The organism is Microbacterium trichothecenolyticum (genome assembly GCF_041938625.1).
Lineage (GTDB): Bacteria > Actinomycetota > Actinomycetes > Actinomycetales > Microbacteriaceae > Microbacterium > Microbacterium trichothecenolyticum_D.
The window spans coordinates 2,300,961-2,315,816 of sequence record NZ_CP169427.1 but is presented as its reverse complement, the minus strand read 5'-3'; the positions used below and the strand labels follow the sequence as shown (position 1 = coordinate 2,315,816).

The 14,856-nt window shown below is 69.3% G+C and carries 20 protein-coding genes and 1 tRNA gene; 17 read left to right on the top strand and 4 right to left on the bottom strand.

From position 1 onward, the window contains the following. Window positions 1-53: 53 nt before the first annotated feature. The 4 genes from ACEYYH_RS10740 to aceE all read right to left on the bottom strand — a co-directional run bounded on the left by ACEYYH_RS10740 (window position 54) and on the right by aceE (window position 6,030). Window positions 54-1,055 (bottom strand): beta-ketoacyl-ACP synthase III, encoded by a 1,002-nt coding sequence (locus ACEYYH_RS10740; RefSeq protein ID WP_374978149.1) that lies wholly within the window; start codon window positions 1,053-1,055, stop codon window positions 54-56. A 14-nt stretch (window positions 1,056-1,069) separates the two neighbouring features. Continuing rightward, the gene (locus ACEYYH_RS10735) at window positions 1,070-1,981 is read right to left on the bottom strand and encodes an ACP S-malonyltransferase (RefSeq protein WP_374978148.1); all 912 of its coding nucleotides are present in this window, start codon (window positions 1,979-1,981) and stop codon (window positions 1,070-1,072) included. 94 nt (window positions 1,982-2,075) lie between these two features. Further along, the gene (locus ACEYYH_RS10730) at window positions 2,076-3,293 is read right to left on the bottom strand and encodes a PucR family transcriptional regulator (protein WP_374978147.1); all 1,218 of its coding nucleotides are present in this window, start codon (window positions 3,291-3,293) and stop codon (window positions 2,076-2,078) included. Window positions 3,294-3,300: 7 nt separating this feature from the next. After that, window positions 3,301-6,030, bottom strand: coding sequence for a pyruvate dehydrogenase (acetyl-transferring), homodimeric type (aceE, locus tag ACEYYH_RS10725; RefSeq protein ID WP_374978146.1), 2,730 nt, complete (start codon window positions 6,028-6,030; stop codon window positions 3,301-3,303). Window positions 6,031-6,172: 142 nt separating this feature from the next. Between aceE and ACEYYH_RS10720 the strand changes: the two genes are divergently transcribed. The 17 genes from ACEYYH_RS10720 (at window position 6,173) to ACEYYH_RS10640 (ending at window position 14,848) form a co-directional block, all read left to right on the top strand. Further along, window positions 6,173-6,245: transfer RNA gene (locus ACEYYH_RS10720), tRNA-Val, on the top strand. Between the two features lie 480 nt (window positions 6,246-6,725). Continuing rightward, window positions 6,726-6,962, top strand: coding sequence for a helix-turn-helix domain-containing protein (locus ACEYYH_RS10715; RefSeq protein WP_374978145.1), 237 nt, complete (start codon window positions 6,726-6,728; stop codon window positions 6,960-6,962). Beyond that, entirely contained in the window at window positions 6,962-7,159 is a 198-nt protein-coding gene (locus ACEYYH_RS10710) for a hypothetical protein (protein ID WP_374978144.1), read from the top strand. Before ACEYYH_RS10715 ends, ACEYYH_RS10710 begins: the two co-directional genes overlap by 1 nt. Then, window positions 7,156-7,515, top strand: a complete 360-nt coding sequence (locus tag ACEYYH_RS10705) for a hypothetical protein (RefSeq protein ID WP_374978143.1) — start codon at window positions 7,156-7,158, stop codon at window positions 7,513-7,515. The genes ACEYYH_RS10710 and ACEYYH_RS10705 overlap by 4 nt, the downstream gene beginning before the upstream one ends. Continuing rightward, the gene (locus ACEYYH_RS10700; protein ID WP_374978142.1) at window positions 7,512-7,709 is read left to right on the top strand and encodes a hypothetical protein; all 198 of its coding nucleotides are present in this window, start codon (window positions 7,512-7,514) and stop codon (window positions 7,707-7,709) included. The genes ACEYYH_RS10705 and ACEYYH_RS10700 overlap by 4 nt, the downstream gene beginning before the upstream one ends. Continuing rightward, entirely contained in the window at window positions 7,706-8,323 is a 618-nt protein-coding gene (locus ACEYYH_RS10695) for a hypothetical protein (RefSeq protein WP_374978141.1), read from the top strand. The genes ACEYYH_RS10700 and ACEYYH_RS10695 overlap by 4 nt, the downstream gene beginning before the upstream one ends. Window positions 8,324-8,334: 11 nt before the next feature. After that, window positions 8,335-8,619 carry a hypothetical protein gene (locus tag ACEYYH_RS10690; RefSeq protein ID WP_374978140.1) on the top strand — a complete coding sequence of 95 codons (285 nt, stop codon included), beginning with the start codon at window positions 8,335-8,337 and terminating at the stop codon, window positions 8,617-8,619. Further along, on the top strand, window positions 8,619-8,780 hold the full coding sequence (locus tag ACEYYH_RS10685) for a hypothetical protein (protein ID WP_374978139.1): 162 nt from the start codon (window positions 8,619-8,621) through the stop codon (window positions 8,778-8,780). Before ACEYYH_RS10690 ends, ACEYYH_RS10685 begins: the two co-directional genes overlap by 1 nt. Beyond that, complete coding sequence (locus ACEYYH_RS10680) at window positions 8,777-9,640, top strand: PD-(D/E)XK nuclease-like domain-containing protein (RefSeq protein ID WP_374978138.1); 864 nt, start codon at window positions 8,777-8,779, stop codon at window positions 9,638-9,640. Before ACEYYH_RS10685 ends, ACEYYH_RS10680 begins: the two co-directional genes overlap by 4 nt. Next, window positions 9,640-10,518 (top strand): phage recombination protein Bet, encoded by an 879-nt coding sequence (bet, locus tag ACEYYH_RS10675; RefSeq protein WP_374978137.1) that lies wholly within the window; start codon window positions 9,640-9,642, stop codon window positions 10,516-10,518. The genes ACEYYH_RS10680 and bet overlap by 1 nt, the downstream gene beginning before the upstream one ends. Continuing rightward, the gene (locus ACEYYH_RS10670; RefSeq protein ID WP_374978136.1) at window positions 10,515-11,099 is read left to right on the top strand and encodes a hypothetical protein; all 585 of its coding nucleotides are present in this window, start codon (window positions 10,515-10,517) and stop codon (window positions 11,097-11,099) included. Before bet ends, ACEYYH_RS10670 begins: the two co-directional genes overlap by 4 nt. Further along, window positions 11,096-11,407: a hypothetical protein gene (locus ACEYYH_RS10665; RefSeq protein ID WP_374978135.1), complete on the top strand. Its 312-nt coding sequence runs from the start codon at window positions 11,096-11,098 to the stop codon at window positions 11,405-11,407. Before ACEYYH_RS10670 ends, ACEYYH_RS10665 begins: the two co-directional genes overlap by 4 nt. Next, window positions 11,404-11,898, top strand: coding sequence for a hypothetical protein (locus ACEYYH_RS10660; RefSeq protein WP_374978134.1), 495 nt, complete (start codon window positions 11,404-11,406; stop codon window positions 11,896-11,898). The genes ACEYYH_RS10665 and ACEYYH_RS10660 overlap by 4 nt, the downstream gene beginning before the upstream one ends. Before the next feature lie 130 nt (window positions 11,899-12,028). After that, the gene (locus ACEYYH_RS10655) at window positions 12,029-12,481 is read left to right on the top strand and encodes a hypothetical protein (RefSeq protein WP_374978133.1); all 453 of its coding nucleotides are present in this window, start codon (window positions 12,029-12,031) and stop codon (window positions 12,479-12,481) included. Then, entirely contained in the window at window positions 12,478-13,278 is an 801-nt protein-coding gene (locus ACEYYH_RS10650) for a helix-turn-helix domain-containing protein (RefSeq protein WP_374978132.1), read from the top strand. Before ACEYYH_RS10655 ends, ACEYYH_RS10650 begins: the two co-directional genes overlap by 4 nt. Continuing rightward, entirely contained in the window at window positions 13,275-13,604 is a 330-nt protein-coding gene (locus ACEYYH_RS10645; protein ID WP_374978131.1) for a hypothetical protein, read from the top strand. The genes ACEYYH_RS10650 and ACEYYH_RS10645 overlap by 4 nt, the downstream gene beginning before the upstream one ends. After that, on the top strand, window positions 13,601-14,848 hold the full coding sequence (locus tag ACEYYH_RS10640) for an AAA family ATPase (protein WP_374978130.1): 1,248 nt from the start codon (window positions 13,601-13,603) through the stop codon (window positions 14,846-14,848). Before ACEYYH_RS10645 ends, ACEYYH_RS10640 begins: the two co-directional genes overlap by 4 nt. The last annotated feature ends 8 nt before the right edge of the window (window positions 14,849-14,856 follow it).

The window sequence follows — 14,856 nt, the reverse complement described above, 5'->3', positions numbered from 1 at the left end:
GGTAGGCGTGCCCGAGCGGGCCGGGAATCAGTCTAGGGTCGCGGTTCGCCGCGTCAGGGAAGGACGACCACCTGCGCGCCGAAAACCAGTCCGGCGCCGAAGCCGATCTGGAGCGCGAGTCCGCCGCTGAGCTCCGGGTGCTCCTCGAGCAGACGGTGCGCGGCCAGCGGGATGGAGGCGGCCGAGGTGTTCCCGGTGGTCTCGATGTCGCGGCCGATCAGTACGGTGTCGGGGAGGCCGAGCTGCTTCGCGAACTCGTCGATGATGCGCATGTTCGCCTGGTGGGGGACGAACGCGGCGAGATCGGATGCCTCGACCCCCGCGGCCTCGAGTGCCTGGCGCGCGACCTTCACCATCTCCCAGACAGCCCAGCGGAAGACGGTGGGGCCCTCCTGGCGAAGCGTCGGCCACGGCGCGACGCCGTCGCGGAACTCGTTCAGGGTGTGGTTCATGCCGACGGCGTCGGACTTCGAGCCGTCGGAGCCCCAGACAGTGGGACCGATGCCCGGAGTGTCGCTCGGGCCGATCACGACCGCTCCCGCGCCGTCGCCGAGCAGGAACGAGATGCTGCGATCGGCGGGATCGACGATATCGCTGAGCTTCTCCGCTCCGATCACCACGGCGTAGTGTGCCGCACCGGCCCGGATGAGCGCGTCGGCCTGGGCCACGCCGTAGGCGAAGCCCGCGCACGCGGCGTTGACGTCGTACGCGGCGGCGGGGTTCGCGCCGACGCGGTCGGCGACGATCGCCGAGACCGACGGGCTCTGCTTCGGGTTGCTGATCGTCGCCACGATGACGGCGTCCACCTGCGACGCGTCCACCCCGGAGCGCTCGATCGCCTCGCGGGCGGCGTCCGTCGCGAGGTCGATGGCGTCGGTCTCGGGCACCGCACGCGTGCGGGTCACGATGCCGGTGCGCTGGCGGATCCATTCGTCGCTGGAGTCGATCGGGCCGATGAGATCCTCGTTGGGAACCGCGATCTCGCCGCGTGCGGCGCCGAACGAATAGATGCGCGTGTGGGCGGCACCGGTGGGCTGGATGAGGCTGCGGGTCATGCGGGGTACTCCGGTCAGGCGTCGGCGGCCACCAGCGCGGTGGCGGCCTCCAGGTCGGTGGGCGTTTTGACGGCGACGGCGGGGACTCCGCGGAGCGCTCGCTTCGCGAGCCCGACGAGCGTGCCCGCGGGGGACAGCTCCACGATGCCGGAAACACCGGCGTCCGCGAAAGACGCCATGCAGAGGTCCCAGCGCACCGGCGACGCGACCTGAGCGACGAGGAGGTCGACGAACCCCTGACCCGACGTCACCGTGGAGCCGTCGCGGTTGGTCCACAGCGTCACCCCGGGGTCCGAGACGTCGTGATCGGTCGCGGCGGCACGCAGGGCCTCGACCGCCGGCGCCATGTAGCGCGTGTGGAAGGCGCCCGCGACCTGCAGCGGGACCACGCGGGTGCCGGCGACCGGCGCGGCCGCGAGGGCCTGGAGGGCGTCGAGCGCGCCGGCGACGACGAGCTGCCCGCCGCCGTTGTAGTTCGCGGGAGAGAGGCCGAGCTCTTCGAGGCGGGCGAGGACGGATGCTTCGTCCCCGCCGATCACGGCGCTCATGCCGGTCTCGGCCGCCGCTGCGGCCTCCGCCATCGCGCGGCCGCGGATGCCGACGAGCGTGAGCGCCGACTCTTCGGAAAGGACACCCGCCGCGGCGGCGGCGGCGAACTCGCCGACGGAGTGCCCGGCGACGCCGGTGATGTGCTCACGGTCAGGCAGCGCGTTCCACGACAGCAGGCTGGCCGCGACGATGAGCGGCTGCGCCACCTGGGTGTCGCGGATCTGGTCGGCGTCCCATTCGGTGCCGGCCGCGACGAGGTCGACGCCGGACCACTCGGAGTACCGAGCGAGGCGGTCCGCCGCGCCGTCCGATTCGAGCCAGGGAGTCAGGAAGCCGGGGGACTGGGAGCCCTGCCCGGGGAAGACCGCGATTCTCACCGTTCCATCCTGTCAAGGATCAGAAAGGTCGTTCTGGCGACACCGTCACAAGAATCACGCGCTGCTTTGTGCGGAGCCCACACTGACAGGGGGATCAAGCCGGGTTGCGCCGTGCGGGCGGACGGCGACGCGAGGCATCCGTCCCGATCGATCCGAGGATCAGCGCCGTTTGCAGGATCAGCGCCTCACGGGGACCGGTGGCGTCCCAGCCGATGACCTCCGACACGCGCTTCAGGCGGTAGCGCACCGTGTTCGGGTGCACGAACAGCTCGCGGGCGGTGGCCTCGAGCGAACGGCCGTTGTCGAGGTAGGCCCACAGCGTCGACACGAGGTCGGCGCTGTGCGACTGGAGCGGTCGGTAGATCCTCTCGACCAGCGTGAGCTTGGCGAGAGGATCCCCGGCGAGGGCGCGCTCGGGGAGGAGGTCGTCGGCCTCCACCGGCCGGGGCGCGTGGCGCCAGGCGCGCGCGACGGCGAACCCGGCGAGCGCGGCGCGGGCGCTCTGGCTGGCGTCGACGAGTGCCGGCACCGTCGGGCCGAGCACCAGGTACCCCCCACCGAATCCCGGCTCGAGGCGACGCGCGATCTCGCCGAAGGGAAGGTCGGTCACCGCGTCGTCGGCGACGGCCGACGGCTCGGCACGCCCGACCACCAGCACGAGACGAGAGCCCTGTACGCCGATCAGCACGTCGACGCCGAGCTTGCGAGCCGTACGCCGGAGCTGATCGACGTCGAACTGCGGGGGAGTCGTGCCGACGAGCACCGCGACCTCACCGTGACCGTGCCAGCCGAGCGCTGCGATGCGGCTGGGCAGCTCCTCGTCGGCCTCGCCCGTGAGGATAGAGTCGACGACGAGCGCCTCGAGGCGTGCGTCCCAGAGGCCCCGTGCCTCGGCGGCGCGGGCGTACACGTCCGCCGCGGCGAAGGCCACCTCGCGCGAGTACAGCAGGATCGCCTCGCGCAGGTGCTCGCCCTTGCCTGCCACACGTTCCTCGGTCACCTCGACCGTGACGCGGATGAGCTGCAGCGTCTGCTGCAGGCTGACGCTGCGGAGAAGCTCGCGCGGAGCCGCGGCGAAGATGTCGGATGCGATCCACGGCGTGGAGCCGGGTTCGTCGTACCACGAGATGAACGACGTGATGCCGGCCTGAGCCACCAGCCCGACAGCGGAGCGTCGGGCCGGCGGCATCTCGGCATACCAGGGCAGCGTCTCTTCGAGGCGCTTGATGGTGACGGTCGCGAGATCACCCGAGATGCGTCGCAGCCAGGCGAGCGTCTCGACCTTGTCCATCACCTCGGTGGACTTGCCCATTCGCAGGTCAGCTCTCGCCGCCCGCGTTCCCGCTCGTACCGGCGGTCACGTCATGCAGGCGGTACTTCTGGATGGCCTGGGCGGCGAGGCTGCGGTCGACCGCACCCTCTTCGGCCAGAGCCTGCAGCGTGCGGACCGCGACCGACGGGCCGTCGATCTTGAAGAAGCGACGGGCCGCGGCGCGCGTGTCGGAGAAGCCGAAGCCGTCCGCACCGAGCGTCGCGAAGCGGTTCGGCACCCACGGACGGATCTGGTCCTGCACCGCGTGCATGAAGTCGCTGACCGCGACCACGGGGCCGGCGGCGTCCTTCAGCTTCTCGGTCAGATAGGCGGTGTGCGGCTCCTCCTCAGGGTGGAGGAAGTTGTGCTCGTCGGCAGCGAGGCCGTCGCGGCGCAGCTCGCTCCACGAGGTGACCGACCAGACGTCGGCCTGCACACCCCAGTCGTCGCGCAGCAGCTGCTGCGCCTCGAGCGCCCACGGAACGCCCACGCCCGACGCCAGGAGCTGGGCCTTGGGGCCGTCGCCCTCGGCGGTCGAGACGCGGTGGAGGCCGCGCACGATGCCGTCGACGTCCACGCCCTCGGGCTCGGCCGGCTGCACCAGCGGCTCGTTGTACACCGTGAGGTAGTACATGACGTTCGGGTCCGGGTGGTTCCCGCCGTACATGCGCTCGATGCCCGAGCGGACGATGTGCGCGATCTCGTAGCCGTAGGCGGGGTCGTACGACAGGGTCGCCGGGTTGGTCGACGCCAGCAGCAGCGAGTGGCCGTCGGCGTGCTGGAGGCCCTCACCGGTCAGCGTGGTGCGTCCGGCGGTGGCGCCGATGATGAAGCCGCGTGCCATCTGGTCGCCGGCCGCCCACTGCGCGTCGCCGGTGCGCTGGAAGCCGAACATCGAGTAGAAGACGTAGACCGGGATGAGCGGCTCGCCGTGCGTGGCGTACGAGGTGCCCGCTGCGGTGAATGCGGCGACGGCGCCGGCCTCGTTGATGCCGACGTGGACGATCTGGCCCTGCGGGCTCTCCTTGTAGGCCAGGAGCAGCTCGCGGTCGACCGACGTGTAGTTCTGGCCGTGCGGGTTGTAGATCTTCGCCGAGGGGAAGAAGGCGTCCATGCCGAACGTGCGCGCCTCGTCGGGGATGATCGGGACGATGCGGTGGCCGAAGTCCTTCGCGCGGAGGAGGTCCTTGAGCAGGCGGACGAACGCCATCGTCGTGGCGATCTCCTGCGTGCCGGACCCCTTCTTCGGGAGCGCGTACGCCTCGTCGCCGGGCAGCTGCAGGCCGACGTGGTGCGAACGGCGCTCCGGGAGGAAGCCGCCCAGGTCGCGGCGGCGCTCCAGCATGTACTGGATCGTCTCGTCGTTCGGACCCGGGTTGTAGTACGGCGGCAGGTAGGGGTTCTCTTCGAGCTGCGCGTCCGAGACCGGGATCCGCATCGAGTCGCGGAAGTACTTGAGGTCCTGGAGCGTCATCTTCTTCATCTGGTGGGTCGCATTGCGGCCCTCGAAGTGATGCCCGAGGCCGTAGCCCTTGATCGTCTTGGCGAGGATCACGGTGGGCTGGCCCTTGTGCTCGGTCGCGGCTTTGTAGGCGCCGTAGACCTTGCGGTAGTCCAGGCCGCCGCGGCGGAGCTTGCCCCAGATGTCGTCGTCGGACCAGTCCTTCACGAGAGCGGCCGTGCGCTCGTCGCGCCCGAAGAAGTGCTCGCGGATGAACGCGCCGTCCTCGGCACGGTAGGTCTGGAAGTCACCGTCCGGCGTGGTGTTCATGAGGTGGACGAGGGCACCGTCGGTATCCTTCGCGAGCAGCTCGTCCCAGCCCGAGCCCCAGACCACCTTGATGACGTTCCAGCCGGCCCCGCGGAAGAAGCTCTCGAGCTCCTGGATGATCTTGCCGTTGCCGCGCACCGGGCCGTCGAGTCGCTGCAGGTTGCAGTTGACGACGAACGTGAGGTTGTCGAGGCCCTCGTTCGCCGCGACCTGCAGCTGACCGCGGCTCTCGACCTCGTCCATCTCGCCGTCGCCGAGGAACGCCCACACGCGCGAGTTCGAGAGATCCTTGATCCCGCGGTTGGTCAGGTACTTGTTCGACATCGCCTGGTAGATGGCGTTGATCGGGCCGAGGCCCATCGACACCGTCGGGAACTGCCAGTACTCGGGCATGAGGCGCGGGTGCGGGTACGACGGCAGCGCGTTCGGCGCCTTCGACTTCTCCTGGCGGAAGCCGTCGAGCTGCTCGGAGCTCAGGCGCCCCTCGAGGAACGAGCGGGCGTAGATGCCGGGGGAGGCGTGGCCCTGGATGAAGATCTGGTCGCCGCCGGTCGGGTCGTCGAGGCCGCGGAAGAAGTGGTTGAAGCCGACCTCGTACAGCGACGCCGAGGAGGCGTACGTCGAGATGTGGCCGCCGACGCCGATGCCGGGCCGCTGCGCGCGGTGCACGGTGATGGCGGCGTTCCAGCGGATCCATCGGCGGTACCGGCGCTCGAGCTCCTCATCGCCGGGGAACTCGGGCTCGTTCTCGGGGGCGATCGTGTTGATGTAGTCCGTCGTGGGAACCTGCGGAACGTTCAGCTGCAGTTCGTGGGAGGTCTGCAGCAGGCTCAGCATGATCTCGCGGCCACGTCCGTGGCCCTTCGCCTGCACGAGCTGCTGGAGGGACTCCTGCCACTCGGAGGTCTCATCGGGATCGCTGTCGAGGGGTTCCTGCGAGTACGGATCCTGATCGTTGACAGTCACAGAAGACCTTTCGTCGTCTGGCAGATCGTGCCAGGTAATCGCTACGGGAGCGGCGCGGGCGTTGTCTGCCCTGCACAAACGCACCGACTGCCAGCCTAGCGAGTTCGAGACGCTCCGGACGCACCTCGTAGACTGGCCGCGAGGGCCTTTAGCTCAGCTGGTAGAGCGCCACGTTTACACCGTGGATGTCGTCGGTTCGATCCCGGCAGGGCCCACTCGGAAGGTGTCGATGAAGACGATGTTCCGTCGACCAGCGCCGCCGCCTGCACGAGGCGCAGGGGTCGGGGGCGGGGCGACCTCGGTCGTCCGCACAAGGTCGGTGATAGGCGTCCCTGTGAGGGACGAGATGATCGAGAGGTCGTCGATGTCGAATGAGATCTCTCCGTTCACACGGCGCGACCAGTAGGCGCGGCTCGTGCCGTCGATGAGTTCGGCGATCTTGTAGACGGGAATCCGGACCCGGGCGAGCGCTGCTCGTACTTCAGCAGCCACACGTGCACGGTTTCCGCCGGAGTCCCCAGCGGGTGTCGGAATGTGTTGGATTGCCATACGGTCACCGTATCGGTTATTCGCTCTCATGTCATCCTTTGAGCGGCGTTTTTACCCGCTGATACATGGGATTCACTCGCTCAGCGAGAAAAGAACTCGGTGCGTGTCGTTCGGCGTTTGCTCGCTCAGCGTGCAAACTGTCTCGCATGAAGTTCAATCTGAGCGTCGCCGACGCAGTCCGAGCCGAGATGGCTCGCCAGCGCATCACGCAGGCAGAGCTGGCGAAAGCACTCCACCTGTCACAGCCGGCCGTCGCGCGCCGCCTCTCGGGTGAGGTCCCTTTCGACCTCGCCGAGCTGGACGCGACCGCCCGGCTCCTCAAGATCCGCGCCTCTCGGCTCGTCGCCGAGGCTGAGCGTGCCCGCGCCGGGGGCGTGCGCTGATGCCGCGCCGGTCGCTGATCCGCCTCGCCGTCGTGGGCGCGGTCGTGGTCTCCCTCGTGTTCGCCGCGATCATCGGCGCGTTGATCCGTTCGTACCAGCTCGGCCGGTTCGACGGGGTCTCGCTCCTTGGTGTGCTCGCTGCGCTCGTGATCATCTACGGCGGGTACCGCCTCGCGGTGAAGCAGGCGACCCGATGAGCGGCGAGCAGAACATCGCGCAGATCGAGGACTACCTCGGGCCGGTCCGCGCCGAGTCGACGTCGGCGATGACGCCGCGCCTCGCGCCGGTCGCGCAGGCTGGCATCCCGACCGCGATGCTCCGCGAGGACGTCGTCCGTCACGTGCTCTGGCAGTACGGGCTCGCGGGTGCCGAGGAGCCGGGTCATTTCACGGGTGCGCTGATGCAGGCGTTCCAGCGTGCCGACGAGGGCAACTTCCGAATCCTGCGTGAGGCGTACCCGGTGCTCGGGTTCTGGATGTACGCGCTCCGCTTCTCGAACGAGGGTCACGCTCTCGCGCTCCGTGCGCTCCGTCAGATGGGCGTCCGCCCGTGATCCGTCGTCGTCCCCGCGTCCGGGGAACGCACCTCTCCGCGCGCCGTCCGCTGTCGACGCGTCGCGCCGTCGGTCTGCACGACGTCATCGAGTACGCGCCGCAGTCGCGGACGTGGATCGCTCACGTCGCGGCCGTCGCGCTGGTCCTGGCCGGGCTCGTCGAGCTGGCGGTCGGGCTGGCGGTGATCGCGTGATCGTCGTCATGGGGTTCGACACGTCGCTGTCGACGACCGGTGTCTCCCGGGTCGACCTCGAGCGTGACGCCGAGGGTGTCCTGCAGGCGGTCGAGTGGTTCACGGCTCGCGCGATCGTGAAGGGTCCGGCGCCGACGTCGGTCGCCAGGGAGAACCGTCGCCTCGTGCAGATGATCTCGCGCACTCTCGCTCACGTGCCGCGTCGGGTCGACCTCTCGGTGATCGAGGGTCCGGCGACTCGGGCGAAGCACTCGGGGAAGGCCGACGAGCGGTCGGGTCTCCGGTGGATGCTCATCAATCAGCTTTGCGCCCGCGGTCCTGTGGTCATCGTCGACCCGCAGACGCGCGCGGTGCTCGCGTGGGGCAAGGGGATGCCTCGACGCAAGAAGGGCGAGACGTCCGATCAGGCGAAGGCTCCGGTCCTGGCGGCGGTGCGGGCGATGGTCCCCGCTGCGCGGATCGCGGATCACAACGTCGCCGATGCGGTGGCTCTCACTTACGCCGGGGCGCACGCGCTCGGCATGCCGGCCGACTACACGGCCGCTCAGGTTTCGGCGCACGAGAACGTCTCGTGGCCGGAGATGGGCGGGCTCGTGCCCGTCCGGAAGGGATGAGGGGATTCATCATGGCTGTTACTTTCAGCGGTCAGCGTCCGTCGGAGGAGCTGAACGGGCTCGAGGATCTGCACGACGCGTTCATGAAGGCGGACGCCGAGGACGTGATCGCGGTCGTCGTGGTTCGTCGGGCGAAGCGGGTCCTCCCGGACGACAAGGATGGGTATCCGGTCGTGCGGTTCGCGCGTATCGAGCCGGTCGCGGCGGAGGACGTCGAGGCGGCGCAGGCCATCCTCGAGCGGGCGTACTCGGCGCGTACGGGTGCGGAGACCCTCGACCTCGGGGACGCCGACTGATGGCGCGCGGGATCTTCAAGGGTCGCCCGTCGCCTGCGGTGCAGACCGACCGTCTCCGGATCCTGGCGCAGTACGGGATGTCGGCGCGGGAGATCTTCGAGGAGCGTCGCGAGGTGCAGCTCCGTGCTCGCGCGGCGGCGGCGAAGGCGGCGCAGTCATGACGCCGACGACGGATGCTCCGAAGTACCTCCTCGGGATGCCGGAGGCGGACTACTTCTCGCACTCGGCGCTGTCGGCGTCGCAGATGAAGCTGATCCTCCACTCGCCGAAGCATTTCCAGCTCGCGCCTCGCGTCGAGAAGCGGGTCTACGAGATGGGTCACGCGATCCATGCGCGGATCTTTGGCGTCGGTCAGGAGGCGGTGCAGATCCCGTCGCACCTCCTGACGGTGCGTGCCGATGGTGTGGTCGCGATCTCGAAGCAGGAGGCGAAGGACTGGGTCGCGAAGCAGAAGGCGGAGGGTAAGACGCCGCTCAAGCCTGCCGAGTACCGGAAGGTCGTCGACGCGTCGGATGCCGTGCTCAAGCATCCGACCGCGGGACCGCTGCTCGCGAAGGCTGGGCACCGTGAGGTGTCGATGTTCGGCACCGACCCGGAGACCGGCGTCCGCCTGCGGGGTCGTGCCGACGCGGTCACGGAGGACGGGGAGATCCTCGACCTCAAGTGGCTGCGGGACATCAGCCTCCGGGCGATCATCCGCGACGTGAACTCGTACTCGTACGACCTGTCGATGGAGAACTACCGGTTCCTGTACGAGCTGACGACCGGGACGGTCGCGCAGCCGGCGGTGCTGATCTGCGTCGAGAAGGAGCCGCCGTACGACGTGCGCGTGGTCCGCCTGACGGAGGAGTGGCAGGACGGCGGCTGGCGCAAGATGCGCGAGGCGATCCGGATGTTCGCAGAGTGCACGACGTCGGGTGTGTGGCCGGGCGTCGGCGACGAGGGGATCCTCGATCTCCCCGCGCCGTCGTGGTACGCGGCCGAGAACGAGCGCGCCGAGCTCGAGCTGGTGGGTGCCTGATGGGTGACGTCATCGAGAAGGCACCGGTCGCGGGTCTGCCGACGTCGACGAACCGGGAGGACTGGTCGGAGGAGGAGCGCGCCGTTATCGAGGCGGCGGGGCTCGTGTTCATCCATCAGTACGGGGAGAGCAAGGGCGCGCGCGTCCTCGCTCCTCGGCCGGTGATCGCGCGGTTCTTCCACACGTGCGAGCGGACCGGGCTCGACCCGCTGGCACGGCAGATCTACTGCATCGGCCGTGCGGGTCGGGACGGGATCGAGTGGTCGATCCAGACCGGTATCGACGGGTTCCGTGTCATCGCGGAGCGGTCGAAGCTCTACGCCGGGCAGGACGACCCGGAGTGGCTGACGGAGTCGGGCGAGTGGGTGCAGGCGTTCGTGAAGGCGAAGCACGGGGCGCACCCGCTCGCCGCTCGGGTCCGCGTCTACCGGCACGACTGGGATCGGCCGATGACCGGGATCGCGACGTGGGACGAGTACGTGCAGACGAAACGCGACGGGTCGCCGACCTCGATGTGGGAGCAGCGCGGACCGGGTCAGCTCGCGAAGTGCGCGGAGTCGCTCGCGATGCGGAAGGCATTCCCGCAGGATCTGTCGGGTCTGTACACGGACGACGAGATGCGCGGCGGGATCTCGGGCGAGGTGCTCGAGGTGCAGGAGTCGGGGAACGCTCCGGCCGGTGCACGGTCTCGCGTGGCACAACTCGCGCCCGTTCCCGAGCCGCAGGCGCCGGTCGTCGACGAGCCGGAGACGGTCGTCGTCGCCGAGATCGACGAGCCGGAGGTCTACGACGAGCCGGACCCCGACGACCCGGTCGTCGGCGAGGACGTCTCCGGCTGGGCTGTCGCGCCGATCCCCGGATCGGAGGCGACGTCGTGAGCGGCTTCACTGCGTCGAACGGGATCCCCGTCACGCTGACGGCCGACGGACGACTCATCGTCGAGAACGCGGACCACACGTACCCGGCGACGGTTGCGGCCGGTGAGCACGTCGACGCGCTGCGCGAGTTCTTCCGGGACGAGCGCGACGCGAACCTCGGCCGGTGGCGGTGGCCGGCAAACCCGGAGTGGCTGGTCAAGTACATCGGCGAGCACATGGTCGTCGTCGTGCACGAGACCGAGTTCTGGCAGAGCGTCGGCAGGCAGGGGACGTTCAACCAGTTCCACTTCCGCGACGCGCGCAACCACGGCGACGTGCTCAGCGACAAGGCGGCGGCGTACAAGCGGGCGGCGTGGGCGTTCTTCGAGGCGCATCCCGAGCACTGTCCGAAGCCGTGGACCGAGGCGAAGCTCGGCGAGGTCTGGGTCGTCGCTGCGGAGCGCGATGGGATCGGGGAGATCGCGGCCGTCAAGGTCGCATCGGGTCATTTCGACATCCTCGACGGCCGCGACGGCGGATACATCCGGCCGCAGGACGTGACGTCGGGCCGGCGGATCTGGCCGGAGGTCGCCGAGTCATGAGCACCACGGATCAGGCTCCGCTCGTGCGCGACCGCCACGGCGCGATCCTCGGCGTCGACTGGCGCCGTGTCCCCGGGATGGCGGCGGCTGGCGTCGTCGTCCCGGGGGCGGTCCCCGTGTCGGCGGTCGAGCCGGGCGACGTCGTGCAGGTGCGCGGTCTGCGCGGCACCGTGCAGGCGAAGCCGCGCGAGTCGCTGTTCCCCGGGGTGATGCACTTCACGGTGCAGACCGCCGGCGGCGCGGAGGTCGTGCACGAGATGCACCGTGACGACCTCGTGCACGTCGTCGAGGCGGGGGCGTTCGGATGAGCGAGCAGCAGGAGGTCGACGTCGTCGAGGTGGCGACGTGGCCGAACGGTGAGGTCGTCGACGCGGCATCCGTCGAGGCGTTCGCGGAGGAGTCTCGGCTCGTCGCGGCGGCGCTGTTCGAGGACGACCAGATCCGCACTCCCGACTGGGTGATCACGGAGCTGGCGCTCGTCTCCCGGCATGCGTCGCGGATGGTGAAGGTCATCATGAACGCCGAGACGCTCAAGCGTCAGGCGGCGACGAAGCTCGCGCGGGCGAAGGCTCAGGCGCGGCTCGATCACGCGAAGCTCCCGAGCACGCAGCAGACGGCGCAGATCGTCCTCGCGACGGTCGAGGAGCAGGACGAGTACGACGTCGCGGTCGCGGCGTTCGAGTACGCGCGTCGGATCGGGAATCTCCTGTCCGACTACACGGGCCGCGTGCAGTCCATCGGGAAGCAAGTCGAGCTGACGTACAGCACGACGCCGGGGACGAAGCGGGGGCCGTTCTGATGGGCGTCGCCTACGCGCCGAGCGCGATCCGGTTCATCTACTGCTCGCACCGTCACGACGAGGGCGAGCCATGCAACGAGGGGTGCGTGCACAGCGCGCACTGCGACGGATTCGAGGAGAGGAGGCCGTCATGACGAAGCCGACCGACGAGGTGCGTCAGGGCACGTACCGCCGTGAGCAGTGGCGGTGCATCCGCTGCGGGAAGAACAGCATCACGTACCAGCACCGGCAGGCCGACGGCATGGGCGGGTCGCGCACGGTCCCGACGTTCGTCGACGGCGTCGCCGCGTGCCTCTGGTGCAACGAGGGATTCGAGCACGCCGGGCAGACCGAGGCGCTCGCCTACGGCTGGAAGGTCCGCCGCTGGATCTCCGACGCCGGCGCGGTGCCGGTGTTCAACAGGCCGCTCCGACTCTGGGCGCAGCTCACGGCAGACGGCGGCGTGCGGATCCTGCAGACGCGGGACGCACATCAGGCAATGCGCCGGGCTTACGGGTCCGAGTGGGACCGGTGGGTCGACGAGCTCGAGCGGCGCTCAGGCGGACCGCTCCCCGGGCTGAGTGGAAGGACGGCGACGCGATGAGCGTCAAGGTAAGTAGCTGGGTCTGGCACGGCGAGGAGACGGCGGGGCTCGCGGGTAACGCGATGATCCTCCTCCTGGCGCTGGCCGACGTCGCGGACGACAACGGCCGGTGCCGGTACCTCGCCGACGATGACGACCTGACGTACGAGTCGCTCGCGGATAAGGCTCGGGTCTCGCGGTCGACGCTGATCCGGTTGATCTCGGGTCTGCGGGATGCGGGTCTCATCGAGCAGGCGAAGGGCGTCAAGGGGAAGCCGAACGAGTTCCGGGTCCTCGTTCCGTGGTCTCAGAAATCCGGTGTCAATCTGACACCGAACGAAAATGAGGTGTCATCCGGCGAAGATTCGGTGTCAAACGCGACCGGATTCGGTGTCAAACCCGACGAGCACACCTCTCTTATACGTATAGACGTAAGTGACGTAGATACGTCGAACGTCGCAAGCGACGACGACGACGAAATCGGTCGTCTGTGTGATCTCCTCGCCGAGCTCGTGCGAGCGAATGGTCACAAGGTCGAGACTGTCGGTCTCCGGTGGCGGCAGTCCTGCGACCGGCTGATCCGGATCGACGGGTACACGGTCGAGCAGATCGAGTGGATGATCCGGTGGGCCACGGCCGACGAGTTCTGGTCGGCGAACATCCGCTCGATGTCGACGCTCCGGGAGAAGTTCTCGCAGCTCGTGGCGAACGCGAAGAGGGACGCCGCGAAGCGTCAGCGGACCGCACCGGCTGCGCGTGCCGCGTCGGTCGTCGACATCGGGCGCCGCCTCGACCAGACCGCGGGGCGTGCGTCGTGATGTCGTACAGCGAGGTCGCGACTCTGCTCGCGCGGATCCAGCTCGTCGACGGGCGTCGTGTCGACGAGGAGGTGATCCGCGAGTGGCACCTGTACATCGGGCACCTGTCGTATGGGGTCGCCGACGAGGCGCTCACCCTGCACCGGTCGGAGTCTCCCCGGTGGATCTACCCGGCCGACATCATCTCGGCGGCTGAGCGGATCGTCGCGGCCGTCGCGGATCCTCGGGACGCGTTCGGGAACGCGCTCGGCGCGGACGTGCGGGCTCTCGCGGCTCAGCGTCGGCTCGAGGTGCGCGGGCTCCTGGCGATCGGAGCGGGCTCGTGAGCGACGTCATGTACGACGAGGTCCCGCCGGCGGATCCGTACGCCGAGGGTCCGTCCCCGTCGACGGTCGCCGAGCGGTACGTGATCGGGGCGATGCTCGCCGACCCGCGCATGGTCCGGCCGGTGCAGGAGGAGGGTCTGATCCCTCGCGATTTCGCCGACGGGCGGCTCGGGGACATCTACGCCGGGATCGTCCGGCTCGCGGCCGAGGGGAAGGAGATCGACTACGTCACGGTCTGGCAGCACCTCGACGGGTGGAACGTCCGCAACGTCGATCTGACGGATCTCTCGCGGTGGGTCGACGAGGCGCACGCGCCGCGCTCAGCGCCGTTCCACGCCGGGATCGTCCGAGACGCCGCAGTCGCTCGGAGACTGCGTGAGATCGGCCGCTCGCTCGCCGAGAGCACGGAGCCCGCGCTCGCGCTGACGACCGGGCTCGAGGCGCTCAAGGATCTCCGGGACCGGGAGAGCGTGTCGATGTCGCGCGGCGTGAAGTGGCTCGGCGAGGTGCTCGACGTTCCAGAGGACGAGGACTCGTACGAGTGGGTCGTCCCGGACCTCATCGAGAAGCGCGACCGGCTCCTCCTGACGGGCACGGAGGGCGGCGGCAAGTCGACGTTCCTCCGGCAGATCGCGGTCCTGTCGTCGGCGGGGATCCACCCGTTCAGCTTCTACCCGATGCCGCCCGTAAAGGTGCTCGTCGTCGACGTCGAGAACAGCGAGCGGCAGTGGCGGCGCGCGGTCCGCACGATGGCCGACAACGCGCGACTGCGGGGATCAGCCGACCCTCGGTCGCAGATCGCGCTCGAGTGCATCGAGAAGCAGCTCGACATCACCCGCGCCGGGGATCTCGGGAAGATCCACGAGTTCATCGACGAGGCCGAGCCGGACGTGCTCCTGATCGGGCCGCTGTACAAGCTCGTTCCTCGCGCGATCAAGGACGACGACGACGCGGCGCCCGTGCTGGCCGCGCTGGACAACCTGCGGGAGCGGAACGTCGCGCTCCTGATCGAGGCGCACGCCGGGCACACGACGTCGGGGAAGGGCGGCGAGCGGGACCTCCGTCCGCGTGGCTCGTCGGCTCTCCTCGGCTGGCCGGAGTTCGGGTTCGGTCTGCGGAAAGAGGCCGAGAACCACGGGCGGAAGGTGACGAGCCTCGTCCGCTGGCGAGGAGACCGAGAGCTGCGCGCGTGGCCGACGAAGCTCGCGCAGGGCCAGCTCTGGCCGTGGGAAAAGACGCTGTGAACGAGGGG